The organism is Streptomyces sp. NBC_01485 (assembly GCF_036227125.1).
Classification (GTDB): domain Bacteria; phylum Actinomycetota; class Actinomycetes; order Streptomycetales; family Streptomycetaceae; genus Streptomyces.
This window is the reverse complement of the sequence record NZ_CP109435.1, coordinates 1,234,155-1,256,160: the sequence shown is the minus strand read 5'-3', so window position 1 is coordinate 1,256,160 and position 22,006 is coordinate 1,234,155. Positions and strand designations below refer to the sequence as shown.

Below are 22,006 nucleotides of genomic sequence, written 5' to 3'. Positions count from 1 at the left end.
AATTTTTGACATGGGGCAGGAACGCACACCCCATCAACCGTCCGTGAGGGGGCTGCCATGAACGCGCCGATCATCCGAAGGATCACCGTCGCCGAGTACCTCGTGCAGCGCGGTCTTCCGGCTGACTGGCGCTACGGCTCCCCGCTCGGCCGGGTCGCCGCCGAGATCTACCGGCAGACCTACCGGCGCGAACCCGGCAAAGCCTTCCGGTGGATCAACGGCCGCTTCCGCACCGTCATGACCTACCAGCCGTCCGAGACGCACATCCTCACGACCGCATGGGAGCGGTACGGCTGCATCGCCGGTCGACGCCGCGCCCCGGTCGTCCGCACCTCCCGTCCCACGACGGCGTGGGCGGGCAGCGGCGACGCGATGCGGTGGACCCCGAGCCCGGGGCCCCTCCGCAGCCACCCGTAACCGTCCATCCCGACCGCGCGAAAGGGGGAGCCATGTCCGACACGTTGCTTCGCGCACTCGACTTGATCGCCCCGGGCGACCTGGTGATCTACCACGGCTCCATCGAGGACATGCACGGCCTGTGGCTGGCTGTCCCGTGCCCGTGCCAGATCTGCCACGCGCTGGACGACTTCGGCATCCCGGACATCCGGTTCGCCCTGGTCGACCCCTGGCGCGAGCGGCCCGGTCCGTTCCACGCCCGCCGCCAGTCCATCACCCGCTCCATCGCCTGCACCTGAGATCTGCCAACCGCCCCGGAAGGGGGACACAGTGAGCACCACCGACGTCAACGAGAAGTTCAACCGCGACCGCCGCGCCCTCATGCAGTCGGCCGGTGCCCGCCGCCGAGACAACGGCACGTATGCCGCGACCGTCGGCTACGACCGGGGCGAGGTCATCGGCCGCGACGGCCTCGACACCTCCCGGGGCACCGCCGCCCTCTACACGTCCACCCCGGCCTGGCACGGCCTCGGCACCGTCGTCCCCGGCGGAATCTCCAACATCGACACCGTCCTCCGGGTCGGCCAGATCGACTTCCACGTCGACAAGGTCCCCGTCCGCTACTCGTACAACGGCAGCAACCGGCAGATGGACAGCCGCTGGGTCACCGTCCGCTCCGACACCGGAGCCGCCCTCGGCACCGTCGGCGACCGCTACCAGATCTTCCAGCAGCGGCAGATCTTCAACTTCCTCGAAGACCTCGCCGACCTGCACGGCGTGCTGTGGGAATCCGCCGGGGCACTGCGCGGCGGCCGACGGGTCTTCGTCACCATGCAGATCCCCGACACCGTCATCATCGACCGAGGCGGCCTGAACGACGAGATCCGCCTGTACATCGTCGCGATCAACTCCCACGACGGCACCTCACAGGCCGAAGTCGCCGTCACCCCTTGGCGCGTCGTCTGCGCCAACACCGAGCGCCTCGCCCTCGCCGACGCTGCCTCCCGCTGGGCCATCCGGCACACCACCAGCGGCCTGGAGAACCTCGCCGAAGCCCGCCGCACCCTCGGACTCACCCTCCGCTACGCCGACGTCTTCGCAGCCGAGGAGACCGCACTCGCCCGCACCGAGATCGCCCTCCGCGACTTCCACCAGGTGATCACCGACCTGTGGCCCCTCGATGACGACGCCACCGACCGGACCCGCACCGTCGCCGCGAAGCGCACCGAACGCCTCGACGCGATGTTCCGCACCGAGACCGAGCGCGCCGGACGCACCGCCTACGCCGCCGAACGCACCATCACCGACTACCTCGACCACATCGCCCCCCGCCGCCCCGGCAAGACGATGACCGAAGAGATCGCCCGCGCCACCGCCCTCCTCGAAGGCACGGACGACGACACGAAGACCAAGGCCCACCAGCGGCTCCTGCTGCTCCGCAAGGCCTGACCCCCAGACCGGCGGCCGGAGCCTCCCCCCTCCGGCCGCCACCCGGGCCCGTAGCTCAGGAGGCAGAGCGAGGGATGTAAACCCCACAGCGCGCCGGTTCGACCCCGGCCGGGCCCACCAACCACCCACGAGACCTCTACCCGAAGGAACAACCAATGGCCGCCAAGTCGCTCCCCGTCCACCACCACGGAGTCCTCCGCCGCGACCTGCGCACGGGCCGGTTCGTGAAGGTCTACACGCTCACCTACGCCGCCCCGAGCGGCACCCACGTCCGCACGCTGCCCGCACGCGGCATCGAGACCGTGGGCCGCGTCATCAGCCGCTGCGCAGACCGCCACGAGGTGTGGGACATCGCGGTCACCGACAAGGACGGCAACGACGTCACCTTCGACTTCCTCTGCTTCACCTGACCCCCAGACCGGCGGCCGTACTCCCCCCTACCGGCCGCCACCCAGGGCCGCGCCCCGCGCCGCCCCCGCCCAGCGGGGCGCGGCCCGCACAGACGACAACTCAACACCGAAGTGCTGTAGCTCAGTTGGCAGAGCAGGCCCACTTATAAGGGTCGTGTCGCGCGTTCGAGTCGCGTCAGCACTACTCCAACACCGTTTCATGTGACTGGAGTTGCGATGACCGAAACCGCGGTCACCCCGTATCCCGAGGCTCCCGCCGAGATTGCGGCCGCCGTCCTCGACCGCATCGAGGCCAACCAGGCCGCCTTCAACATGTACTACTGGGCGCATCTGCCCGAGAGCCGCCAGCTCGACCCGGACGCCGAGCCGGCCTGCGGCACCACCCTCTGTGCCGCCGGATGGGTCGCTCATCTGACCGGCTGGACCCTGGTCCACCTCCCCGAGGACCAGGACGAGGAAGTCATCGGCAGGGACGCCGACGGACGCGAGTACAGCAGCTACACGAACGTCTTCGCGGAGAAGGGCGACCATCGCCGCTTCATCGGTGACGTGGCCCGCGACGCACTGCGGCTGGCCGATACCGAGACCTTCTGGGACGCGCCCGCCGAGAAGGCCCTCAGCCGCCTCCGCGCGATCGCCGGACGCTGACGCACCGACCCCCGGCGGCCGGACACGCGCCGCGCACCGACTCGCTTTCCGCCGCCTGGCCCCACCCACCGGAGAGACCCATGACCTCACCCGCCCGCCACCTGTCCCAGGCAGCGGAAGCGGTCCGCGCCTTCAACCACGAGTCCATCACCACGGACGAAGACTGGCAGTACGCGCCCCACTCGTACAACGCGGTCGGCAACCTCGCGTACCTGGTGCGGATGTTGGCGCAGGCCATCGAGCAGTCCACGAGTCCCGCCAAGAGCACCCACGAGCACGGCCGGCTGCTCATCGATGGCGGCGGCGACCCGGATCACGCCATGACGCACATGCGTACGGCCCTGGACACCGCCGTCCAGGCCGCCGGACTCCTCAGCGCGGCCGTCGACCACCTGCACTCGGCCACTGCCTCCATGGGCCTGGACACACGCGGCCTGCCCGGTTTCGAGAGCTGACCGTGGCCGACCCGAAGCGCGTACGCGCCCAAGCCGCGGCGGAGAGTACGGCGGCCGCGAAGTGGCGGCACGTCCGCTTCCGTGACAGCCGCGACCCGTCCACCACCGGCCCGCCGTTCATGGTCGGCACGCCCGACGACCCCCGGTGCTGGTGTCTGGAACCGCTGGACCACGACTGGCCCGGCAAGGCCGACGGCGCACCCCACCCACGAGAGACAGAAGGACTCCGCCCATGACCATCGAGACGAACCCGCGTCTCCCGGACAGGCCGGTCGACGAGCGCCCGGCTGGCTTCCGTGAGTTCCCCGAGCAGGCCTCCGTGCTACGTGACACCCTGACCGCCGCCGGCGTCGAACTCGGTGCGTACGAGGGGATCATCATCGACTGGCTGTCCCGCTGGGAGTGGGCGACGGTCGCCGTGATCGCCTCCTGGGTGTCACGCGCCGCGACCGCCCGTGAGCCCGCGCCGACGGTGGCGCTGCCGAGCCGGTTCGACGCCGCCCCGGCCGAGGTCGACCAGCACCTCCGGCGGATCCTCGCCGAGGACACATACCTGCGCTACCAGCAGGCCATCGGCATCCGCGCGGTCATTGAGGCCGTGGGCGAGACGCGCACGACCGACTTGCCGCAGGACTACATCGACATGTTCGACAACGGCGCCAAGTGGGCGGCCGACCTGATCGACCCGGCGAAGGGCAGCGGCCCGTACCCGTCGCAGCTCCAGTGCTCCCAGCACGACGGCTTCGGCCCGTGCCCCGGCGCGCCCCGCTGCACCCCGAAGGAGAACGACTGATGGCCACCGGACCCGAGCACTACCGGGAGGCCGAACGCCTCATCACACAGGCCAACACGTGGGCGAACGCCGACATGGGCTGGAAGGCGCATCTGTCCAGCGAGGCGCGGATCGCGCACCGTATGGCCGACCTTGCTGAGGCGCAGGTGCATGCCACGCTCGCCGACGCCGCCGCGACCGCGCTCAACGACAACGCCTCCGACGCGGGCGGCCTGCCGCTGGAGGACTACGACGCCTGGGTCAAGGCGGCCGCCGTGTGGCAGCCGAAGCAGAAGGGCGGTGACGCCTGATGGCCACCGACCCGGAGAGTACGCCGCGCACTGTGGACTGCCCGCTGCCCCCGCTCGGCTGCGGGTCGGCCGCCGACCACGCGTGCACGAGCCACGGCGGGACCCGCGAACGCCACGACTTCCACCGCGCCCGTACGGCTGCCTGGGAGACGGCGCGGCTCGCAGCCATCCCCGCCGCCAAGCTCGTCGCGGAAGCCGGGCCCTGTATCCGGCACGCCAAGCATGCCGCCACGCTGCTGGCCGACACCGGCTACCCGAACGAAGCCGCACAGCTTCTCCAGGCCATCTCGGAGCGTAACGGCCACATGTCCGCGAAGCAGGCCATCGCCCTCCTGGTAGAGCAAGCCGAGGGTGGTGAGAGCCAGTGAGTGCGCGCGACGAACTGTCGCCGGAGCAGCGGGCGAGGCTCGCCGAACAGCTCGGGGACGCGCAGGCCGCCAGCGCCGGGCTGGTCATGTCCTTCGGCACGTCGGTCCAGGACCGCCGCGACCACGACCACACCACGCAGCTTGAGGACTGGTACTGCCTCAACTTGGCCGCCTACATAGGCGAGCGGACGGCTCCGGTGCTGCGCCGCCTGCTCGACGCCGAGGCCGAGATCGATCGCTTGCGTGACGAACTCGCCGAAGAGAAGGCCGGCCGGAACCCGCGGTTGCGCTGCCTGCTCGTGAAGGCGGCCCGGGACCGGGACTTGTACGTCGGCTGGTCGAACATCTGCGAGATGCCAGCCGGGATGTGGACCCGGGAGGAGGCGCTCGCGTACGGCTTCCCCCGCTCCCGCCTCGACCGCGCAGACGCGAACGGCAGCAGCGACCTCAGCTGCGGCGACGGCCACTGGGACGACAAGGGGTTCATCGCCGAACAGCGCGGCTGGCTGCGGCGCGATCGGGTCGGCGACTACGCACAGCGGTACCTCGCGGGGGACCAGTCCGCCGCGTTCGACCTGCTGGAGCCCTTCGAGGGTGAGACGGAGGTACGCCGATGAACGGGCACACCCCGCGCCGGGGCATCTTCAACTACCTCACGGGCCGCGCGATCTGCAACGTGCCGAGATCGGCCGAGGAAGCGGAAGGCCTCTTGGACTCCTTCCGCGACGACGTGTTGCGAGAGTGGGCAGTGATCATCCGCGAGGTCGGTACCGCGAAGGGCTGGTCCACGTGGGCGGGGCCCTTCATCGACCCCGACGTCGAGTTCGTCGACACCAGCATGCCGCCGACCAAGACCATCGTCGCCGAACTCCGTCGGCTCGACCGCGCCGCCGTCCTGCGTGAAGCCGCGGCCGCGATCGACTTGCCGCCTGGGTGCAACTGCGGAGGCTGTACCGCCGTACGCGGCATGGCCAACAAACTGCGCCGTATGGCTGCCGAGGGGGAGAAGGACACCAGCGGCGGCCGCCAGCCGACCGAGGGCGAGTCCACTCCCGACGCGGGCCCTCAGGACGAGCCGCTGATCGTGTCCCGGTACGACGTTGCGATGGAGCCCGCGCTGGAGGAGGCGCCGGTCCTGGCCGTCGGGGCGGTGGCCGAGGACGGGCGTCCCGTGGCGCTGCTCTTCGACCCGGAGGCGCGTCGCAAGGTCGCCGGGTGGCTCGCGCCAGCGCACGCCAGCGTCCTCCCGGCGGCACACCTCGAGGCGACGGCGCGCGACGCGTCGTACGCCACCGACACCGAAGGACCAAGCCAGTGAACATGCCCGCGCCACTGACCATCGCCGCGCGCCGCGCCATGGTCGAGCAACTCCAGCGCCAGGAGCCAGGCATCAGCGCCAGGAAAATCGCTGCTCGGCTCGGGGTCGGCAAGGACGCGATCCTCCGGGACATCGACGCGATCGAGACGGAGCAGCGCCAGCGCGCGACAGAGGCTGCGGCCGTGGCGCAGGTCGCCGAGCCACTCGCGCCAGTAGCTGCGCCACAGGGCGACGTCGTCGTGCTCCAACTGGACGAGCCGATGCGCCAGGCCCTCGCCGTCTTGCGCGCCCAGGCCGGCGCACCCGACACCCCGGCGCAGAACATGGCCGCCGCCCGCGCCGCGATCCGTGCCTTCGCCGACACCATCCTCGAAAGCCGTCAGCACGCTCAGTACGGGACATCGGGAGGTCCCCGCCGATGACCACAGTCCAACCGATCACGCTGACTCCGCGCGACGTCGAGGTCATCGCCGGGTATGCGCGAGGGCACACGGTGGCCCGCATCGCCCGGCGCCTGTACGTGTCCGAGGAGACGGTGCGCAGCCGGACCCACGCCATGTGCAAGCGCCTCGACATCAAGGGAGCGCGGCAGGCCGCGCTCGTCGACTACGCCTACCGTCACGGCCACCTCCCGGTGGCCAGCCGCGAAACAGCGGGTGCGCTGTCGCAGCGCCTCACCCAGGTACTCGACTGCACGGCCCGCGGGCTCGGCCACCGGGCGACAGCCGCCGAGCTGCGCCTCTCCGTCGCCACCGTGCGCGGCCACCGGGAGCAACTCCGACGCTGCTTCCAGGCCCAGTCGTTGGCCCAGGTCGTCGCCCGTGCCTGGGAGGCCGGAGTCATGGGCCCCGCACGCTCCATGGGAGCCCCCAGGTCATGAGCCGCCCGCACGGATACGCCCGCTACCGGCTCGACGGCTGCCGCTGCTACGTCTGCGGCTGGGCCGTCGCCCAGTACAACGACGCCCGCGAGCACGCCATGCGCCGCGGCACCTGGCAGCCCTGGACCGACGCCACCCCCGTACGAGCCCACCTCGAACGGCTCGCGGACTGCGGGATGGGCCTGCGCCGCATCGCTGCCCTGGCTGGCGTCGACCGGAAGCGCCTGCAAGCCGTGCTGCACGGCCGACCGGAACGAGGCACCGGGCCACAGGAGAAGGTACGGCCGGCCCTCGCTGCCGCCGTGCTGGCCGTCGAACCCACCCTGGAGAACCTCTCCCCGTCCACGCTGATCAGCCCGCACGGGACCCGCCGCCGCGTCCACGCCCTCGTCGCGGTCGGCTGGCCCCAGCACCACCTCGCCATCCACCTCGGCATGACCCCCAGCAACTTCACCCAGATGCTCGCCCGCGACCACGTCCTGGTCCGCCGCGCCCTCGCTGCACGGGCCATGTACGACGCCCTGTGGCGAGCCGACCCGGCCGAACACGGCGCCAGCACCGGGGGCATCGCCCGCGCACGGAGGTACGCGGCCGTACACGCCTGGCCGCCACCAGGAGCGTGGGACGACGACCGGATCGACGACCCCGAGGCCCACCCCGACTGGACCGGACAGTGCGGCACCCCCGAAGGCTTCTGGGCGCACCGGTACATCAAGGTGCCCGCCTGCCAGCCCTGCCGGGACGCCTTCAACGCCGACCGGCGCGCCCGCAAGGCGACTACCAGCAATCTGCTCACCACCCAGGAAGGCACTGTCCGATGAAGCCCATCGTGTGCAGCTTCTACATCCGCACCCCAGCCGAACAAGGCCAGTTCCACTACGAGCCAGTCAACGTCAGCAGCCCGCACTACGACGGCAAGATGCACACGCTGTACGCGCCCGCGGTCGGTGACCTCATCCACCTGTGGGACACGACCAAGAAGCAGGGCGGCACCTTCGAGGTCCTCGCCCGGCATTGGCTGCACTCCAGCTACGGGTCCACGAGCTGGCCCGTGCTGGAGCAGCAGCCGACCGTGGGCCCGCTCCTGGATCTGATCGTGCAGGCCGCCGAGGGCGTCTTCCGCGACCAGGCACCGCTCCCGGATGAGGAAGAGGCACCAGAGTGACGTGCGAACTGCCGGTCGCCGGCCACTGCCCGATGGGCTGCGGCGAGACCCTCCAACGGCGCGATTTGGACAGCGCCATCGTGTGCGCGGCAGACGCATGCCCCCGACCGGACGCCGTGGACACGATCCTGCGCGAGCAGGAGACCGAGCACATCGTCCAGTTCGACGAGGACGGCTTCACCATCCGCCACCCGCTGCGCGAGCGCCTCGACGACGCCCTCATGCACTGCGAGCTGCACCGCCACTGCACCCGCCTTCCCGGGCCGCCGCGCGACGGCGCCGGCCAGTACAGGGCCATCTTCCTCGGCCCCCGGGACTGGGTGTTCCAGCGCAGAGAGGGAGCCTGACGTGAACTACCGCCCGTACCCCGACGCCGACCGCGCCCTGCACCAGGTGAAGCGCGGTCGCGTCCGCGCCTACCACTACGTCCGGCAGCTGCCCAACGGCATGATCGCCGAGACGCACATCTTCCCGAACACCGAGCGGCTGATGCGAGCCTTCCGAGCCGTCTCGGAGAGCACCGGACAGGTCCTGCAACGGATCGCCGTGCAGCACGCCCGGCAGATCGGGAAGACGGCGCTCATCGCGGCAGCCGCCGAGGAGGCGGTGAAGGCGGGGGAACACGTACACGTCGCCACCCGCAGGGGAGTGCGTTGCGCTGGTGGAGATGAGGGCTGCGGGCTACGGCTGCTGCGCCCGGATCCGCCGCTGATCCTCGCGCGCGCTGTACGCACGTGTCTGGCCGTTCCGTCGCAGTGGAGCGCTTGGACTGTCGACGGCCAGTACCTGTACCTGCGCTACCGGTCCGGCATCGGCACCGTCGACGCCTACGAAACCGAGGACAGCGAGCAGTGGACGGAGCCGCCCGACGGCCGCGTCGCCACCTTCGACACCGGCGACACATACGGCGGCGACATGAGCCTGGCCGACTTCTGCGACCGCGCCGGCCTCCAGCTGGCCGACGACGCGGAGGTGACCGGCGAATGAGCGAGGACCGCGTGCGGATTCTGTACGGCCACGATGACGGCCGATGGTTGCTCGCCGACTTTGCTTTCCCCTACGGGCAGCACTTCCAGGCACCTGCCAGCATCGGTGACCTGGCCAGACTGGGCGAGCCGAGGGAAGCGTTGGCCCACTTGTACGGATGCATCCGCGAGCAGCAGAAGCGTGACACCGAGCGCGCGCGTGATGCCCGGGCCGCGCACGGCAGATCCCTGGACGCTTGGCGGGCCGCGGACCCTGCAATCCGGGGGTCGGTCCCCGAACCGCCGCTGGGCTGGCAGCCTGCCAAGCGCGGTCCGCGCCCGGGCGTTCAGCAGCAGCTTGCCGAGGTGCTCGGTGTCGGCCAACAAGCCGTCTCTCGCTACCTCAGCAGCCGCCGGACGGACATGAAGCTCAGCGAAGACGGATGGAGTGCCTTCGTGCGGGCCTGGTTCGCGGCGGAGGCGATCGGCGAATGAGCGCCCGGAACTACCGAGACGATGACTTCGGCCCCACCATGGACGACCTCCGCCAGGCCGGCATCGAGATGCGGGTCGCCCGGCTGTACGCCGACCTGGAGAAGTCCCTGTCGGCCACCCTCCGCGGGCGGCTCGCACTGCGCTTCGCCCGCTGGTACGCCCGGAGGAAGCGGTGACGGCGCCGATATCCCCGCCACGTCGGCCTCAGCGCAAGCTCACGGAGGCGGAGCAGGCGGTCCTGGCCGGTGTCCAGGCCTTGTGTTTCCACCGCATGTTGCACCTCGGGCTCGTCGACCCGGTGCCCAACCCCTCGCCCATGTCGGAGGAGGAGGGTGCCTGGGTTCGCGAGCAAGTCTGGACCAAGCCCTTCCATCTCATCGACGACGGCTACGCCTGGGGGTTCTGGCGCTGGTCGTTCTGCGAGAAGGGCACGTGCTGGAACTGCCTCGCGGGGCGCTGCGAGTGGTGCATGCACCGGCAGAAGGGCGGCCCCGACGTCTGCGACAACGTGGACTGGGTGCACAACCACCGCGGTCGCACCGTCGCGAGGCTCATCCTGCGCCCGGGCGGCGAGCCCTGCGTGTGGTGGTGCCGCTGCCCGTGCGATAGGTCCGGCCCGCCGCCGGCCGCGCCCGAACCCCAGCAGGCCGAGCCGGAACCCGTGCCAGCCAAGACGCCCAGCCGCCCGGCGCCAGCCATCCGGCCGAACCAAACACCTCTCTTCTGAACGGAGTTGATAAGTCGATGAGCAGGCCGCTTCCGCACGACCCGTACATCTTCGCCGTCACGGACGCCCTCACCGCTGCGGGGCTGGAGCCGACTGACGGGTGGACCTCGGACGCCGAGCTCGACCGGTACCGCGACGACGACCTGTACGGCCTCGCCTGCATGCTCGACGCCTACCTGCTGTGGGACGGTGAGCACCCCGCACTGAACACCGAGAAGCACCCGCACGGCATCGCCCTCGTATGGGATCACCCAGCCGAGCAGTGGCAGTGGGCCGCCCGCAAGGACAACGGCCACCTGGTCCAGGACCCCGAGTTCCTGCCGAACCTCGGCCGCTACGCCGACCCCGCCGCCATCGTCGACACCGTTCGAGCGCTGCTGGCCGGCGACCAGGTACCCGAGGGCCAAGCGCCGTACTGGCACCCCGCCGACAGCGTCCGCGCTGCCGTGGACGCCTGGGCGGCAGCCGAGTCAGTCGCCGGAGAGACAGCCTGATGCGCGCGCCCCTACAGGTCCGGCCCGCGACCTTCCCGCCCGTCGGCTTCAACACCGCGCCGCCCGGCCGCGCGTGGGGCGCCAGATGCCGGCCCTGCGGCAGCGACGGCATCCCGATGCTCATCGCCCGGTCGTCGGTCCTGGACCGCGCCGGGTGGCGGGCCTGCATGACCGCCGCCCACGCCCACATTGCCCAGCACAAGCAAGGAGGACGGCTGTGACGGTCCCGAACGTCGTGAACGTCCTGCTCTCCGGGATCGTCGGCTCGACCGCGTACGGCCTCGCCCGCGAAGGCTCCGACGTCGACCGACTCGGCATCTTCGCCACACCCACCGAGCAGCTGCACGGCCTGCACCGGTACACCGAGTCGCACGTCACCACCCACCCGGACCGCACCTTGCACGAGGCCGCGAAGTGGTGCCGGCTCGCCCTCGGCGGCAACCCCACCGTCATGGAGCTCGTCTGGATACCCGACGAGCTGTACGAGGTACGAACACCCCTGGGCGACGAGCTGATCGGCCTGCGGAGCGCGTTCCTGTCCGCGAAGAAGGTCCGCGACGCCTACCTCGGCTACGCCACCCAGCAGTTCCGACGGCTCGAGGCCCGCGGCGACGGCTCGTTCTCCGCCGACACCCGCAAGCGCACCGCCAAGCACGCCCGGCACCTGAAGCGGCTGTGCCACCAGGGCCTCGAGCTGTACACCACCGGCCGACTCACGATCCGCGTCGAAGACCCCGAGGCGTACCACGACTTCGGCGAGCGGGTCGCCGCCGACTCCGCAGCCGCCCGGCCGCTGCTCGCCGAATGCGAGGCCGCGTTCGACGAGAAGCATTCAGTGCTGCCGGACCGGCCCGATGAAGCCGTCGTCGAGACGTGGCTGCTCGGAGTCCGCGCCCGTTTCTACACGAGGGGATCCGAACAGTGACCGACACGATCCCGGCACGCGACCGGTTCTTCGCACTCATCGCCTCGATTCCTGGCTCCGGCACCGTCGACTGGTGCGGTCCGGCTCGTGCGCTGTTGGACGAGATCGCCGCGCCTGCCGTGGTGTCTGCCGCCGGGCCGCCCACACAGGCCGCGCTGCGGGACCGCATTCGGCTCGCCATCGCCCAGCAGTTCCTCGACGAGGTTGGGGCAGGTCGGAACGTCGACGAGCTGGATGACTCAGAGTTCGGCACCCTCGCCGATGCGGTGCTGGCTGTGCTGCCTGCGCCCGCGGACCGGGCCGCCGTGCTGCGGGAAGCCGCCGACGTGGCCCGCGAGGAAGCCCACCGCCTCGAAACCGGCAACCACGATGCGCGGGCGGCGCGCGGTGCCCGGTCCGTCGCGTACCTGCTGCGCCGTCTGGCCGAGGCACCCCAGCCCGAGACTGAGGCCGAGCCCGAGTTCACCGAGGCCCGCGCCGCCTTCATGCAGATCGGCCGCACCCCGTCACTGGAAGGCTTGCGCGCCGAACTGCGGATAGAGGGCTGGCCTCCGGTCGTCGGCTGCTACTGCGGGGCGTCGATGGGTCGGATGCACGACGTTCCGGGGCACGAGCACCTCCTTGCCGTCGACCCGCGCCTGATCTTCGAGTACGCCGAGGACACGCCCGCTGTCGGGGAGCAGCCCGAGATGCAGGACACCCCACGAGAGCCGCACCCGACGGAGGCGGATATGCGTCACGCCCTGGCGGTCCTCGACCGCTTCCACGGCCGGGACACCGACCAGGTCGCCGCAGCGCCCGTTGGCGGGGAGCAGCCCGCTGAGGAGCCGATGTTCGGCGTCCCCGGCTGCACCTGTCGCCCGTTCACCAGGCAGACGAACCCGGCCCGCTACCTCGACCAGCCTGGCGACACGGTGGACATGATCAGCGGCTGGACGCTGGGCGACGACTGCCCGCACCACAGGCCCGCTGTCGTGGGGCAGCCCGGCACCCAGGCACGGGAGGCCGACCGGGTCGTGGCCTACCGGTCCAAGGGCGGCCGACTCCTGCGCTGCACGGCCCACCACCCCGGTCAGCGGTGCCTCGACAGCGGGGACTTCCACCCGGTCACGTCCGAAGACCTGCCCGACGGCGGCACGTGCACGATGCCGGGCTGCGGCGTGGACGTCCTGATCGCTGCGGACTGCATCGGAATCTCGCGGAAGCTCTGCCCCGGCTTCCCGGACCGCTGCCCGAACCTGCGCACCGTTGAGCCGAACCCGCCCGAGCATCTCGGCGGGATCCGCTGCGGCTGCGCGGACGCCGCCCCGTGACGACCGCCCTCGGCCGGGACGGTGCTTCTACATGAACCCCGCGACAGACGTAGCGGACGGGCCTACCGGCGTCGTGCGCCAGTGCACCGTCTTGTGCGACACCTGCATCTACCGGCCCGGCGACCTGGCGCACCTGGCGCCCGGACGCGTTCAAGAGATGACCCAGGCCGCCATGGCAGACGAAGGACACATCGTCTGCCACGCCACGATCGGCACGCCAACACCCGCCATCTGCGCCGGATTCGCGCGCCACCCGATCGGCGCGGCCCGCTCCCTCGCACTGCGCATAGTCCGCGCCGGCGGCGCAGTCCTCCAGCTCATCACCCCACCGTCGAAGGGCTGCCCATGACCGCCACTCCCGACCAAGTGGACGCGCTGCTGCGCGCCTACATCGGCCGCCGACTGCTGGCGCGCGAGGCGCACCTCGAGGACCCGCTTTACCACGCCCAGCTCGAATGGCTCCGCCAGATGCTCACCGTCCTGAGGCAGGCCATGGACAGCGAGCAGGTGCCACCGCACGTCCGCGACCGCGTTGTCCATCGCGTCCTGTACGGGTCCAAACAGACAGTGAGGAGCAGCATGGTCCGGCGTGAGACCTACTGCGACGGACGGCTCGTCAAGGAGATCGATCAGGTCAACGTGGGCGGTGTCGCCACGAACTTCCATAACCACTACGTCGATGGCCACCACGCCTGGCTGCTGGACGGCACAGAGATCACCGAGGCGCAGGCCGAGACCTTCCGGGCGGCCCGGGTATCCACGAAGACGACGGGTTCTGTCTGATGCGGGGTGGGCCCACGCGTCCGGTTGAGGAGGCCACGTAGTGCCCGCCAACGGGGACCTCACGCCGTGCTTCAACTGGCGGTACCGGCAAGACGACGGCTGGGGATGGAGCCGCGCCCACACCATCGAAGGCCCCTGCTTCGGGTGCAGCCCCAGGAAAGCGGTCCGGACGTGTCCACGCTGCGGCGGACGCCTTCACCGAGACGTCGCCATCCTCGACGACCGCCTCGGCGAGGCTCTGTTCTGCCAGCAGGAACGCGCCGACGGCTCCGGGCTGCCGACCCGGACGCGGGCGGCGGAGTCGGAGGCACTGCTGGCTGCCCGGCTGGAGGCGAGGCACCAGGAGCACAGGGAGCGCATGGACCGGTGGATAGGCCGGGTGGTGGGTGGTGTGCTGGCGGTGAAGGTGCTGCTCGCCATCGTGTTCGTCCTGCTGGTCGCCGCGGGGATCCTCACCAGCCTCTGACCATGTATCCGCCCCCGTGAGACGGCCTCGCCCGAAACGCCCGGTGCGGGGCCTTCACAGAGCCGCACCTCGCCTCCTCCGCCACTTGAGGCTGTGCAGCGTAACGAAATCGACACGAAGCGTGCATACGCCCCGCCGTGCCTCCGTCTCGGTCTCCACAATGACCGTCCCACGCAACGACCTTGGGGACACCCATGACCTACAGCCCGAATCCGTACGTCAACGCACCGATCACCCCACCCCGGCCGCGCATGTTCGGCTCGACCCTCGCCCGAGTTGTTTGGACCCTGGTCCCCGTCTTGAGCCTCGGCCTCCTCGCCGCGGTGCCGCTTGTGGCCGCGGCGGTGAAGGGAGTCATCAAGCCGTGGCTGGCCGGCGTCTACGTCGCAGTCGAAGTTGCGGTGCTCATCTTTGCGACTGCCGTGTCTGGAAACGATCCGCAAAACTGGACGGGCCTCCTGCTCGTACTCCTTCTGCTCATCTCGGCAACCCACACCGCTCTCCTTGACAGCGAGAGAATCCGAATCGGGAAGTAGCCCGTGGCGGGTCGCGCCCTGCCGACGGGCGGGGTCTCCCTCGCTACGCAGCATCCGGGCAGAGCTTCGCGCCGGCGTCCAGCCACTCCGCGTACGCGTCGCCGTCCTTGCCGTTCCACAGCTCCGTGCCCGCGTTGCTCTTCACGAAGCCCTGCTGTGTGATGGTGCCCGTCAGCAGGTAGTTCTCGCCGTCCGCCGCGTTCAGGTACGCGCCGCCCCCTATCGAGTCGCTGCACGCCATCACCACGTCGGACGTCTTCCACGGCCAACCCTTGCCGTACGACTCTCGGTTCGCGATGACACTGTCTTCGAGCTGCTGCACCTTGTGCCCCGGGAACAGCGCGGCCGCCGTAGGCGAGGGAGGTGCCGGCGGCTCACTCGTCACCGGGTCGCCGGTAGGTGTCGACGGGGCCGGAGACGAAGGGGCTGGGGACGGCGACGCACTCGCCGGCAGGGACTGCGACGGGGCGGCCGTGCTCGGGGAGCTGCCCGCCGTCGGCGTGGCGGTCGACTCGTCATCGCTGTCGGAGCTGGAGCCGCAGGCCGTGACCACCACGGCGACCAGTGCTGTGATGCCAAGAGTTCTGAGGGTTCTCACACCGGCACCATGGCATGCGCACAGCCGGATGAGCCTGCGGTGACCAACCCGTGACGCTACGTTCGTCAAACCTGGACCGGAGCATGGCCTTTGTCTGCCCTGGACGTCTTGCAGCGCTCAATAACCTGGTCGGTAAGGGGCGTTGTTGGCGTTACGGTGCTCGCGTGGATCTGATGAACTTGTCCGGAGACGAGCTTTGGAGATGGCTGCGCGGAACGCGCTGGAAGCCGCCGAAGGCCGCGACCGCAGACCAGGAGCGCTGCGAAACGTACGTGTTCGCCCTGGAACAGGCAGAGCAAATGTTCCGTGCCGCCGCCACCGTCGGCCCCGCCACTCAGCCACTCCTCATCTTCTACGGCCTGAGCCAGGCAGGCCGCGCCATCATGGCGACTGCGCCGGTAAAGGGCGACCAGTGGCGGCTCGTCGGTCACGGCATCAGCCAGGACCCCAAGACTTTCGCCGGCCCTCTCGCCGACGTCGCCGTCACGACGTCCAAGGCGGGCAACCGCAGCAGCTTCGTGCGGCTGTCCCAGGCACTCGACTCGCCAGTCTGGGAGGACTCCGCGGTCCCACTCGGTGCTCTGTGGGACTGCCTTCCGGAGAACCGCTTCTCGTCGCTGGCGACCGTCACGAACGACCGGCGCACGCCGCTGGATGTCGATGAGCGAACTCTGCCAGGCGGCGACCCTAACCCACATGCCAGCGTCGAGGTATGGGACTTCCCGCCGTGGGTCGCGTCTGCGGGAAATGCCGACGCGCTGAAGACCTACATGAAGGCGTTCCCCGGTTCCGAGGGGTTCGCGTATCCGTGGGATGGGCCATCGGAGGCACAGGAACCAGCCTTCTCCCTGGACCTCGACGGCTGGGGCGGGCTCACGATGCACTGGCACGTGCCGCCTGGAAGCAACGGCAGCTACGAAGACCGTCGTACGCTGATCCGCGCCATGACGAGGCCGCACGGGCGCGCTCGCTACCTGGTCCCGGCCGTCGGCAGCAACACCAAGAGCCTGCACCCACTCATGACATGGTGGGCTGTCCTGCACACCTTGTCGATGCTGGCCCGCTACGAGCCTGCACAGTGGAGCAAGCACATCCACATCGACTCCAGCCAGCAGGCCGTGCCGCTTGAGTCGCTCTTGGAGAAAGCGATCAGCACATTGCCAACGCTCATCGCCTACGTCCTGGACGAACTCTCCGGCGGAGAATTGACCAGCCGCTGAGACGGCGCATGCCGACCGCCCGGACAGCCCGCGCCGCCTGAGAACCGAAGACGCCAGCACGGGTACACGCTTTCGATTCCAAGGCGTGCGGGCACCATTGAGGCATGAGCACACCAGTGGGGCGCGACGGCCGCCCCCTCGTCACCACCGCCCAAGCCGCCTACAGCCTCGGCATGCAACCCGGCCAGTTCCGGGACTGGGCACGCCGCCGCGCCTTGGCCCCGGCCGACTCCCGGCCCAACCCCGTGCGCGGCCAGGCCCTCGCCCTATGGGACCTCGCCGACATCGCCGAGGCCGTACGCCCTAAGACCCCTGCCGTCTGATCTGTCAAGGCCCGTGACCTGCAACAGCTTGACAGAAGATCAGCGCGCGTTCATTCTGTGAGACGTTGGCACCGCTGTCGCACTGGTCTCCACCCGCACTGCCACCCCACACCACTCCCGAGCCCGGCCCTGGCGCCGGGCTCCGGCATGTCCGGGGTGATGACCGTGCAGCTCTCCGAGCGGGAGATCGCCCGCCGTACCAAGCAGGCCCGCAGCGGCCGGCCCTGGCTACGCGTCCAGACCCAGGTCTTCGCCGAAGAGACCCACTGCTGGCTCTGCCACTGCTACGTCGACCAGTCCCTACCAGGCACCACCCACCCCATGGCGCGCACAGTGGACCACGTCCACCCGCTCTGGCTCGGCGGAGACCCGCTCGACCGAGCCAACTGCCGACTCGCCCACCGACGGTGCAACACCGCCCGCAACAACCAGCTGCGCGCCGCGCAACGACCGCGCCCCAGCCACACCGTCGACGCCGCAGCCCTCTGACCACCGGCCGGCCGACCAGCAGGCCCCCTGCACGGTCCGCCCGGCTGGCCAGGAACGCGCCCGCCGCTGCGCCGCGAAATGCCTCTGACCTGCGGTTATGTGTCCGGGGTGGGCGCCCGGTGATCCAAATGGTCTCCATCGAGATCGCCGATCAAGCCCTGACCTGCATCTATGTGAGAATGTCCGACTTTCCCGTTTTTTTGATCATGGGGTGGCTGACCCCGCGCCCAACTCAAAAAAATATCCCCCCGCAGAAATCGGCAGGGGTCTCCCTCAGGTGGTGATCTTGGTGGAGGCACCTCCCGGACTGGGGGAGCGGGGTCAGCGGCTGTGGGATGAGTCCCTGGCGATCTGGTCTCTGACTCCGGCTCATCTGCTGCTGCTGGAGGAGGCTTGTCGGATCGCTGACCGGCTTGACCTTCTGAACTCCATGTTGCGCCTGCCCTCGGAACAAGTCAACCCCGATAGCCAACAATTCGCTGATATTTCAGGACTGTTGGCGGAGTCCAGGCTTCAATCCGGCGCTCTCAAGCTGCTGTTGTCGGAGATTCGCCAAGGTCAGACGGCGTCTGGCCCGGCTGTGGAGGATCCGGCGGGGGGTGCTGGTGTCTCCGACCTCACGAAGCGGATCGCTGAGCGCCGCCGCCAAGCCGAGAGTTGAGGTCCACCCGCCCTACGCGTACACGCTGGGCGCGGAGGCATGCGAGCTCGCCGCGACCGCAGGCCTCGTCGCCGACCCGTGGCAGCGCGACGCGATCGACCTGCTGCTGGCCTGCCGGGACGACGGCAAGTGGGCGTGCTTCGAGTACGCCGAGCTCGTCGCCCGCCAGAACGGCAAGGGCTCCATCCTCGAGATCCGCGTCTTGCTCGGGTTCCTGGTGCTGGGCGAGGAAGTCATCCTCTGGTCGGCGCACGAGTACAAGACCGCGATGGAGGCCTTCCGGCGCGTCCGGAGGCTGATCAAGAGGCTCGGCAAGCAGGTCGGGAACAACGAGAACCTCTTCGAGGTCGACGGCGTCCGCATCAAGATCTCGAACACCAACGGTGAAGAGGGCTTCGAGCGGCTCGACACCGAGGCCCGCATCAAGTTCGTCGCCAGGTCGAAGGGTTCCGGCCGCGGTTTCTCCGGCGACCTGGTCATCATCGACGAGGCGTTCGCGTACACGCTGATCCAGCAGGACGCGCTGATGCCGACCATGCGGGCCCGGCCCAACCCGCAGATCATCTATACGTCGTCCCCGCCGCTCGACGGCGAATCCGGAGACGTGCTGTTCATGCTGCGCGCGCGAGCCGACGCAGGAGGGGACGACTCGCTCGGCTACCGGGACTGGGGCGCCGCCGGCGACCTCGACCACCTGGAAGACGTCGACCTCGACGACCGGCGGCTGTGGGCGGCGACCAACCCGGCGTGGGGCGGCCGCGTCACCCCGGAGGCCATGGTGCGCGACCGGCGGGGCATGTCGCCGAAAGGTTTCGCCAGGGAGATCCTCGGGATCTGGCCGCGCCGCACACAGGGCAACATCGTCATCGACCCGCGGCTGTGGGTCACGATGGCCGACGAGCACTCGGCGCGCACCGCCGCCGGCGGCGTCGCCCTCGGCCTCGACATCAGCCCGCTGCGCGACTACGCCGCGATCTGCGTGTACGGCGTCCGCGACGACGGCCTCGGCCACGTGCAGCTCGCCGACTACCGGCCCGGCACCAAGTGGGTGCTGCCGCGTCTGGTCGAACTGCGGGACGCCCTCACCCCGATCGGCCTCGCGATGGGCCGCGGCACCCACGCCTTCCTCGACACCGACCTCAAGGCGGCCGGGTTCCAGCTGCCGGAGGACAAGGACGCCCCCGAGGCCGGCGACCTGGCCGTGACCGGGGCGGTGGAGATGGCGGCCGCCGCCGGGCAGGTCCTCGACGGCGTGCGCGAGCAGGCCTTCCGCGTCGTGCCGAACCAGCACCTCGACACCGCGGTGGCCGGGGCCAAGACCAAACAGTCCGGCGACACCATCGCCTGGGCGCCCGCCAGCTCCGACGTCGAGATCAGTCCCCTCGTCGCCATGTCCCTCGCCCGCTGGATCTACATCAGCCGCTCTTTCCTCCTGGCCGAGGCGTCGTACGACGTCCTCGACTCCATCGGCTGACCCACCTCACCCCTTCACTCGCTCGACCTACGCCTGGAAGGGGGCCGCATGCGCAACCCCCTTCGCCGATGGGGCTGGACACGCGGCGGCAGCGGAGCGGCACGCAGGGCGGCCGAGCGGAGAGACCTGGGCGTCAACGACGTCTCCTGGCCGGTCGACGACCTCGCGTCCCCGGCCGCCGTGTCCGAGCACGGCGCGCTCCGGCTCACCCCGGTGTTCGCCGCGGGCCGGCTGCTCGCGTCGTCGGTGGCGTCGCTCCCGATCCAGCAGTACCGGCGCGTCGGTGAGACGACGACGAAGCTGCCGCTCACGAGCCTGTTCCAGAAGCCGTCGGCGCAGGGCACGATCGACGACTGGCTGTGGCGGCTGATGACGTCGCTGGTCTACCGGGGCAACGCGGTCGGTCTGGTCATGGAGCGGGACTGGCTGGAGTTCCCGACCCGCATCGAGTGGCTGAACCCGGCCGACGTGTACGTGCAGGACCACAACGCGATCGGCACGCGCGGCTCCTTCACGGACCCGGTGTGGTCGTACTGCGGGATCGAGATCCCCGCCTACGACATCGTGCACATCCCCTGGATGACGATGCCGGGCCGGGTGTGGGGGCTCTCGCCGATCGCCGCGTACGCGGTCACCGTGTCGACCGGCCTGGCCGCGCAGCGGTTCGTCGATGACTACTTCCGGTCGGGCGGGACGCCGCCCGGCCACTTCCGCAACACCCAGCAGACCCTCGACCAGAAGCAGACCAGCGTCATCAAGCGGCGCCTGGTCTCGGCGATCCGGTCGCACGAGCCGATCGTGTACGGCAAGGACTGGGAGTACAAGCCGATCACCGTCTCCGTGCAGGAGGCGCAGTTCTGCGAGACGCAGCGGCTGTCCGCGACGCAGATCGCCGCGATCTACGGCATCCCGCCGGAGAAGATCGGCGGCGAGACCGGCGGCTCCTACACCTACAGCTCGCCGGAGCAGCGACAGATCGAGTTCATCCAGGACGCGCTGCTGCCCTACCTGGTGAAGATCGAAAACCACCTCGGTGCTGTGCTGCCGCGCGGCCAGTACATCAAGTTCAACGCCGACGCCCTGATCCGCGTCGACATCCTCACCCGGCACTCGGTGTACGAGAAGGCCCGCCTGATCGGCCTCAACAACCTCGACGAGCTCCGCGCCCGCGAGGACGAAGCCCCGCTGCCCGACGGCAAGGGCCAGGACTACACGCCGCTGCCCATCCAGGCCGGCTCCAACATCACCGTCCCGCAGATCCGCGGCCAGGAGCCGCCTCAGGACCCGGGGCTTCGCCTCGTCAAGACCCCGAGGGGGAACCATGGTTGACCGTCGACAGCTACGGGACTCGCCGGAGCGCCGCGGTATCGCCTCCGGACAGTTCGAGCTGCGTACCCAGGGCGGGCAGCTGCTGCTCACCGGCTACGCGTCCGTGTTCAACAAGTCGTACGACGTGTACGGCGGGCCGCCCTACGGGTGGACCGAGGAAGTCGACTCACACGCGTTCGACGTCACGCTGGGGGCGCGCGCGGACGTCCACCTCCTCATCAACCACGACGGCATGCCCCTCGCGAGGACGAAGAGCGGCACGCTGAAGCTGTCGACCGACTCGACGGGCCTGCACGTCGAGGCCGGCCTGGAGCCGTCGGACCCGGACGTGCAGCGGCTCATGCCGAAGATGAACCGCAAGGACATGGACGAGATGTCCTTCGGCTTCCGGGTGAAGAACGACGAGTGGAACGAGGACTACACCCACCGCCGCCTCCTGGAGGTCTCCCTCCACAAGGGCGACGTGTCCGTCGTGAACTTCGGCGCCAACCCGGCCACCAGCGCGCAGCTCAACAGCGCCTCCGACGCCCTGGAGCTGCTCGCCAAGCTCGACCCCGAGGCGGCGATGGCCGAACTCCGCTCGGACGGCGTCGACCTCGAGCGCCTCACCCGGGCTCGGGACAACGTCCTCGCCTTGCACCGGCAGATGAAGCCCCAGCCGAAGGCATCCGGTCGGCTGACCCTGGCCGAGGCTCGCGCGATTGCCGACGGCGAAGTCGACGTGCAGCTGGCCGCGCAGATCGGCGCCCACTCCACTCCGGTCACCAACGACCCGCTGGACCGGCGCTCGGCCGCAGCATCGGCGGCCGGGAACCAGGTGGTGCTGCGCTACATGCACGCCTGGGTCGACCCGGACGGCGACCCGGAGGCCGCGGACTCCTACCGCTTCCCCCACCACGAGCCGCGCATCGGCTCCCCGGCGAGCCTGCCCGCCGTCCGGCACGCACTGTCCCTGCTTCCGCAGGCCGCGATGCCCGACGAGCAGAAGGCGGCCGTCGAGCGGCACCTGCGCCGCCACCTCGAAGACGCCGACTGA

General features: G+C 70.1%; 36 protein-coding genes and 2 tRNA genes. 37 read left to right on the top strand and 1 reads right to left on the bottom strand.

What is annotated here, in order from left to right:
- Positions 1-57 precede the first annotated feature (57 nt).
- The 31 genes from OG352_RS05415 to OG352_RS05265 all read left to right on the top strand — a co-directional run bounded on the left by OG352_RS05415 (position 58) and on the right by OG352_RS05265 (position 14,876).
- Positions 58-417, top strand: coding sequence for a hypothetical protein (locus tag OG352_RS05415; protein WP_329214877.1), 360 nt, complete (start codon positions 58-60; stop codon positions 415-417).
- A gap of 32 nt (positions 418-449) precedes the next feature.
- The gene (locus tag OG352_RS05410) at positions 450-695 is read left to right on the top strand and encodes a hypothetical protein (RefSeq protein ID WP_329214875.1); all 246 of its coding nucleotides are present in this window, start codon (positions 450-452) and stop codon (positions 693-695) included.
- Between the two features lie 31 nt (positions 696-726).
- Positions 727-1,845, top strand: a complete 1,119-nt coding sequence (locus tag OG352_RS05405; RefSeq protein WP_329214873.1) for a DUF932 domain-containing protein — start codon at positions 727-729, stop codon at positions 1,843-1,845.
- Positions 1,846-1,889: 44 nt separating this feature from the next.
- Positions 1,890-1,965, top strand: a tRNA-Tyr gene (locus OG352_RS05400).
- A gap of 35 nt (positions 1,966-2,000) precedes the next feature.
- Entirely contained in the window at positions 2,001-2,255 is a 255-nt protein-coding gene (locus OG352_RS05395; RefSeq protein WP_329214871.1) for a hypothetical protein, read from the top strand.
- 110 nt (positions 2,256-2,365) lie between these two features.
- A tRNA-OTHER gene (locus tag OG352_RS05390) sits at positions 2,366-2,439 on the top strand.
- Positions 2,440-2,471: 32 nt separating this feature from the next.
- Entirely contained in the window at positions 2,472-2,903 is a 432-nt protein-coding gene (locus tag OG352_RS05385; protein ID WP_329214869.1) for a hypothetical protein, read from the top strand.
- 80 nt (positions 2,904-2,983) lie between these two features.
- The gene (locus OG352_RS05380; RefSeq protein ID WP_329214868.1) at positions 2,984-3,358 is read left to right on the top strand and encodes a hypothetical protein; all 375 of its coding nucleotides are present in this window, start codon (positions 2,984-2,986) and stop codon (positions 3,356-3,358) included.
- 2 nt (positions 3,359-3,360) lie between these two features.
- Complete coding sequence (locus tag OG352_RS05375) at positions 3,361-3,594, top strand: hypothetical protein (RefSeq protein WP_329214866.1); 234 nt, start codon at positions 3,361-3,363, stop codon at positions 3,592-3,594.
- Complete coding sequence (locus OG352_RS05370) at positions 3,591-4,151, top strand: hypothetical protein (RefSeq protein ID WP_329214864.1); 561 nt, start codon at positions 3,591-3,593, stop codon at positions 4,149-4,151. The genes OG352_RS05375 and OG352_RS05370 overlap by 4 nt, the downstream gene beginning before the upstream one ends.
- Positions 4,151-4,441, top strand: a complete 291-nt coding sequence (locus tag OG352_RS05365) for a hypothetical protein (RefSeq protein ID WP_329214862.1) — start codon at positions 4,151-4,153, stop codon at positions 4,439-4,441. Before OG352_RS05370 ends, OG352_RS05365 begins: the two co-directional genes overlap by 1 nt.
- A 32-nt stretch (positions 4,442-4,473) precedes the next feature.
- Positions 4,474-4,809, top strand: a complete 336-nt coding sequence (locus OG352_RS05360; RefSeq protein ID WP_329214860.1) for a hypothetical protein — start codon at positions 4,474-4,476, stop codon at positions 4,807-4,809.
- A complete protein-coding gene (locus OG352_RS05355) occupies positions 4,806-5,426 on the top strand; it encodes a hypothetical protein (protein WP_329214858.1) in 621 nt (206 codons plus the stop codon). The genes OG352_RS05360 and OG352_RS05355 overlap by 4 nt, the downstream gene beginning before the upstream one ends.
- On the top strand, positions 5,423-6,127 hold the full coding sequence (locus tag OG352_RS05350) for a hypothetical protein (protein WP_329214856.1): 705 nt from the start codon (positions 5,423-5,425) through the stop codon (positions 6,125-6,127). Before OG352_RS05355 ends, OG352_RS05350 begins: the two co-directional genes overlap by 4 nt.
- A gap of 2 nt (positions 6,128-6,129) precedes the next feature.
- Positions 6,130-6,549, top strand: a complete 420-nt coding sequence (locus tag OG352_RS05345) for an HTH domain-containing protein (protein WP_329214854.1) — start codon at positions 6,130-6,132, stop codon at positions 6,547-6,549.
- The gene (locus tag OG352_RS05340; protein WP_329214852.1) at positions 6,546-7,007 is read left to right on the top strand and encodes a helix-turn-helix domain-containing protein; all 462 of its coding nucleotides are present in this window, start codon (positions 6,546-6,548) and stop codon (positions 7,005-7,007) included. Before OG352_RS05345 ends, OG352_RS05340 begins: the two co-directional genes overlap by 4 nt.
- A complete protein-coding gene (locus OG352_RS05335; RefSeq protein ID WP_329214850.1) occupies positions 7,004-7,828 on the top strand; it encodes a hypothetical protein in 825 nt (274 codons plus the stop codon). Before OG352_RS05340 ends, OG352_RS05335 begins: the two co-directional genes overlap by 4 nt.
- Positions 7,825-8,172: a hypothetical protein gene (locus tag OG352_RS05330; protein WP_329214848.1), complete on the top strand. Its 348-nt coding sequence runs from the start codon at positions 7,825-7,827 to the stop codon at positions 8,170-8,172. The genes OG352_RS05335 and OG352_RS05330 overlap by 4 nt, the downstream gene beginning before the upstream one ends.
- The gene (locus tag OG352_RS05325; protein ID WP_329214846.1) at positions 8,169-8,519 is read left to right on the top strand and encodes a DUF6085 family protein; all 351 of its coding nucleotides are present in this window, start codon (positions 8,169-8,171) and stop codon (positions 8,517-8,519) included. Before OG352_RS05330 ends, OG352_RS05325 begins: the two co-directional genes overlap by 4 nt.
- Position 8,520: 1 nt before the next feature.
- Entirely contained in the window at positions 8,521-9,159 is a 639-nt protein-coding gene (locus OG352_RS05320; RefSeq protein WP_329214844.1) for a hypothetical protein, read from the top strand.
- Positions 9,156-9,632 (top strand): hypothetical protein, encoded by a 477-nt coding sequence (locus OG352_RS05315; protein ID WP_329214842.1) that lies wholly within the window; start codon positions 9,156-9,158, stop codon positions 9,630-9,632. Before OG352_RS05320 ends, OG352_RS05315 begins: the two co-directional genes overlap by 4 nt.
- Positions 9,629-9,808, top strand: coding sequence for a hypothetical protein (locus OG352_RS05310; RefSeq protein ID WP_329214841.1), 180 nt, complete (start codon positions 9,629-9,631; stop codon positions 9,806-9,808). The genes OG352_RS05315 and OG352_RS05310 overlap by 4 nt, the downstream gene beginning before the upstream one ends.
- Positions 9,805-10,359 (top strand): DUF6248 family natural product biosynthesis protein, encoded by a 555-nt coding sequence (locus OG352_RS05305; protein ID WP_329214839.1) that lies wholly within the window; start codon positions 9,805-9,807, stop codon positions 10,357-10,359. The genes OG352_RS05310 and OG352_RS05305 overlap by 4 nt, the downstream gene beginning before the upstream one ends.
- 17 nt (positions 10,360-10,376) lie before the next feature.
- Positions 10,377-10,853 (top strand): hypothetical protein, encoded by a 477-nt coding sequence (locus tag OG352_RS05300; RefSeq protein ID WP_329214837.1) that lies wholly within the window; start codon positions 10,377-10,379, stop codon positions 10,851-10,853.
- Positions 10,853-11,074: a hypothetical protein gene (locus OG352_RS05295; protein ID WP_329214835.1), complete on the top strand. Its 222-nt coding sequence runs from the start codon at positions 10,853-10,855 to the stop codon at positions 11,072-11,074. The genes OG352_RS05300 and OG352_RS05295 overlap by 1 nt, the downstream gene beginning before the upstream one ends.
- Positions 11,071-11,778: a nucleotidyltransferase domain-containing protein gene (locus OG352_RS05290; RefSeq protein ID WP_329214833.1), complete on the top strand. Its 708-nt coding sequence runs from the start codon at positions 11,071-11,073 to the stop codon at positions 11,776-11,778. The genes OG352_RS05295 and OG352_RS05290 overlap by 4 nt, the downstream gene beginning before the upstream one ends.
- Positions 11,775-13,091: a hypothetical protein gene (locus OG352_RS05285; RefSeq protein ID WP_329214831.1), complete on the top strand. Its 1,317-nt coding sequence runs from the start codon at positions 11,775-11,777 to the stop codon at positions 13,089-13,091. The genes OG352_RS05290 and OG352_RS05285 overlap by 4 nt, the downstream gene beginning before the upstream one ends.
- Before the next feature lie 31 nt (positions 13,092-13,122).
- The gene (locus OG352_RS05280; RefSeq protein ID WP_329214829.1) at positions 13,123-13,440 is read left to right on the top strand and encodes a hypothetical protein; all 318 of its coding nucleotides are present in this window, start codon (positions 13,123-13,125) and stop codon (positions 13,438-13,440) included.
- Positions 13,437-13,874: a hypothetical protein gene (locus OG352_RS05275; protein WP_329214827.1), complete on the top strand. Its 438-nt coding sequence runs from the start codon at positions 13,437-13,439 to the stop codon at positions 13,872-13,874. Before OG352_RS05280 ends, OG352_RS05275 begins: the two co-directional genes overlap by 4 nt.
- Positions 13,875-13,914: 40 nt before the next feature.
- Positions 13,915-14,340: a hypothetical protein gene (locus OG352_RS05270; RefSeq protein WP_329214825.1), complete on the top strand. Its 426-nt coding sequence runs from the start codon at positions 13,915-13,917 to the stop codon at positions 14,338-14,340.
- Between the two features lie 194 nt (positions 14,341-14,534).
- Positions 14,535-14,876 (top strand): hypothetical protein, encoded by a 342-nt coding sequence (locus OG352_RS05265; RefSeq protein ID WP_329214824.1) that lies wholly within the window; start codon positions 14,535-14,537, stop codon positions 14,874-14,876.
- A 43-nt stretch (positions 14,877-14,919) separates the two neighbouring features.
- On the opposite strand, the gene OG352_RS05260 is transcribed toward OG352_RS05265, so the two are convergent.
- Entirely contained in the window at positions 14,920-15,474 is a 555-nt protein-coding gene (locus tag OG352_RS05260; protein WP_329214822.1) for a hypothetical protein, read from the bottom strand.
- A gap of 173 nt (positions 15,475-15,647) precedes the next feature.
- Between OG352_RS05260 and OG352_RS05255 the strand changes: the two genes are divergently transcribed.
- The 6 genes from OG352_RS05255 (at position 15,648) to OG352_RS05230 (ending at position 22,006) form a co-directional block, all read left to right on the top strand.
- Entirely contained in the window at positions 15,648-16,694 is a 1,047-nt protein-coding gene (locus OG352_RS05255) for a YaaC family protein (RefSeq protein WP_329223728.1), read from the top strand.
- A 104-nt stretch (positions 16,695-16,798) separates the two neighbouring features.
- Positions 16,799-17,017, top strand: coding sequence for a hypothetical protein (locus OG352_RS05250; RefSeq protein WP_329214820.1), 219 nt, complete (start codon positions 16,799-16,801; stop codon positions 17,015-17,017).
- Positions 17,018-17,176: 159 nt separating this feature from the next.
- Positions 17,177-17,506, top strand: coding sequence for an HNH endonuclease (locus OG352_RS05245; protein ID WP_329214818.1), 330 nt, complete (start codon positions 17,177-17,179; stop codon positions 17,504-17,506).
- Between the two features lie 599 nt (positions 17,507-18,105).
- Positions 18,106-19,641, top strand: a complete 1,536-nt coding sequence (locus OG352_RS05240; protein WP_329214816.1) for a hypothetical protein — start codon at positions 18,106-18,108, stop codon at positions 19,639-19,641.
- A gap of 48 nt (positions 19,642-19,689) precedes the next feature.
- On the top strand, positions 19,690-20,970 hold the full coding sequence (locus tag OG352_RS05235) for a phage portal protein (protein ID WP_329214814.1): 1,281 nt from the start codon (positions 19,690-19,692) through the stop codon (positions 20,968-20,970).
- Positions 20,963-22,006: an HK97 family phage prohead protease gene (locus tag OG352_RS05230; protein WP_329214812.1), complete on the top strand. Its 1,044-nt coding sequence runs from the start codon at positions 20,963-20,965 to the stop codon at positions 22,004-22,006. The genes OG352_RS05235 and OG352_RS05230 overlap by 8 nt, the downstream gene beginning before the upstream one ends.

What these genes read in the sequence shown, in the direction of transcription:
- OG352_RS05415 (WP_329214877.1), top strand. Translation starts at nt 58, where the DNA reads ATGAACGCGCCGATCATCCGAAGGATCACCGTCGCCGAGTACCTCGTG.
- OG352_RS05335 (WP_329214850.1), top strand. Translation starts at nt 7,004, where the DNA reads ATGAGCCGCCCGCACGGATACGCCCGCTACCGGCTCGACGGCTGCCGC.
- OG352_RS05300 (WP_329214837.1), top strand. Translation starts at nt 10,377, where the DNA reads ATGAGCAGGCCGCTTCCGCACGACCCGTACATCTTCGCCGTCACGGAC.
- OG352_RS05250 (WP_329214820.1), top strand. Translation starts at nt 16,799, where the DNA reads ATGAGCACACCAGTGGGGCGCGACGGCCGCCCCCTCGTCACCACCGCC.
- OG352_RS05275 (WP_329214827.1), top strand. Translation starts at nt 13,437, where the DNA reads ATGACCGCCACTCCCGACCAAGTGGACGCGCTGCTGCGCGCCTACATC.
- OG352_RS05350 (WP_329214856.1), top strand. Translation starts at nt 5,423, where the DNA reads ATGAACGGGCACACCCCGCGCCGGGGCATCTTCAACTACCTCACGGGC.
- OG352_RS05310 (WP_329214841.1), top strand. Translation starts at nt 9,629, where the DNA reads ATGAGCGCCCGGAACTACCGAGACGATGACTTCGGCCCCACCATGGAC.
- OG352_RS05330 (WP_329214848.1), top strand. Translation starts at nt 7,825, where the DNA reads ATGAAGCCCATCGTGTGCAGCTTCTACATCCGCACCCCAGCCGAACAA.
- OG352_RS05340 (WP_329214852.1), top strand. Translation starts at nt 6,546, where the DNA reads ATGACCACAGTCCAACCGATCACGCTGACTCCGCGCGACGTCGAGGTC.
- OG352_RS05365 (WP_329214862.1), top strand. Translation starts at nt 4,151, where the DNA reads ATGGCCACCGGACCCGAGCACTACCGGGAGGCCGAACGCCTCATCACA.
- OG352_RS05265 (WP_329214824.1), top strand. Translation starts at nt 14,535, where the DNA reads ATGACCTACAGCCCGAATCCGTACGTCAACGCACCGATCACCCCACCC.
- OG352_RS05370 (WP_329214864.1), top strand. Translation starts at nt 3,591, where the DNA reads ATGACCATCGAGACGAACCCGCGTCTCCCGGACAGGCCGGTCGACGAG.
- OG352_RS05395 (WP_329214871.1), top strand. Translation starts at nt 2,001, where the DNA reads ATGGCCGCCAAGTCGCTCCCCGTCCACCACCACGGAGTCCTCCGCCGC.
- OG352_RS05235 (WP_329214814.1), top strand. Translation starts at nt 19,690, where the DNA reads ATGCGCAACCCCCTTCGCCGATGGGGCTGGACACGCGGCGGCAGCGGA.
- OG352_RS05245 (WP_329214818.1), top strand. Translation starts at nt 17,177, where the DNA reads ATGACCGTGCAGCTCTCCGAGCGGGAGATCGCCCGCCGTACCAAGCAG.
- OG352_RS05410 (WP_329214875.1), top strand. Translation starts at nt 450, where the DNA reads ATGTCCGACACGTTGCTTCGCGCACTCGACTTGATCGCCCCGGGCGAC.
- OG352_RS05380 (WP_329214868.1), top strand. Translation starts at nt 2,984, where the DNA reads ATGACCTCACCCGCCCGCCACCTGTCCCAGGCAGCGGAAGCGGTCCGC.
- OG352_RS05255 (WP_329223728.1), top strand. Translation starts at nt 15,648, where the DNA reads ATGAACTTGTCCGGAGACGAGCTTTGGAGATGGCTGCGCGGAACGCGC.
- OG352_RS05295 (WP_329214835.1), top strand. Translation starts at nt 10,853, where the DNA reads ATGCGCGCGCCCCTACAGGTCCGGCCCGCGACCTTCCCGCCCGTCGGC.
- OG352_RS05230 (WP_329214812.1), top strand. Translation starts at nt 20,963, where the DNA reads ATGGTTGACCGTCGACAGCTACGGGACTCGCCGGAGCGCCGCGGTATC.
- OG352_RS05385 (WP_329214869.1), top strand. Translation starts at nt 2,472, where the DNA reads ATGACCGAAACCGCGGTCACCCCGTATCCCGAGGCTCCCGCCGAGATT.
- OG352_RS05280 (WP_329214829.1), top strand. Translation starts at nt 13,123, where the DNA reads ATGAACCCCGCGACAGACGTAGCGGACGGGCCTACCGGCGTCGTGCGC.
- OG352_RS05345 (WP_329214854.1), top strand. Translation starts at nt 6,130, where the DNA reads ATGCCCGCGCCACTGACCATCGCCGCGCGCCGCGCCATGGTCGAGCAA.
- OG352_RS05315 (WP_329214842.1), top strand. Translation starts at nt 9,156, where the DNA reads ATGAGCGAGGACCGCGTGCGGATTCTGTACGGCCACGATGACGGCCGA.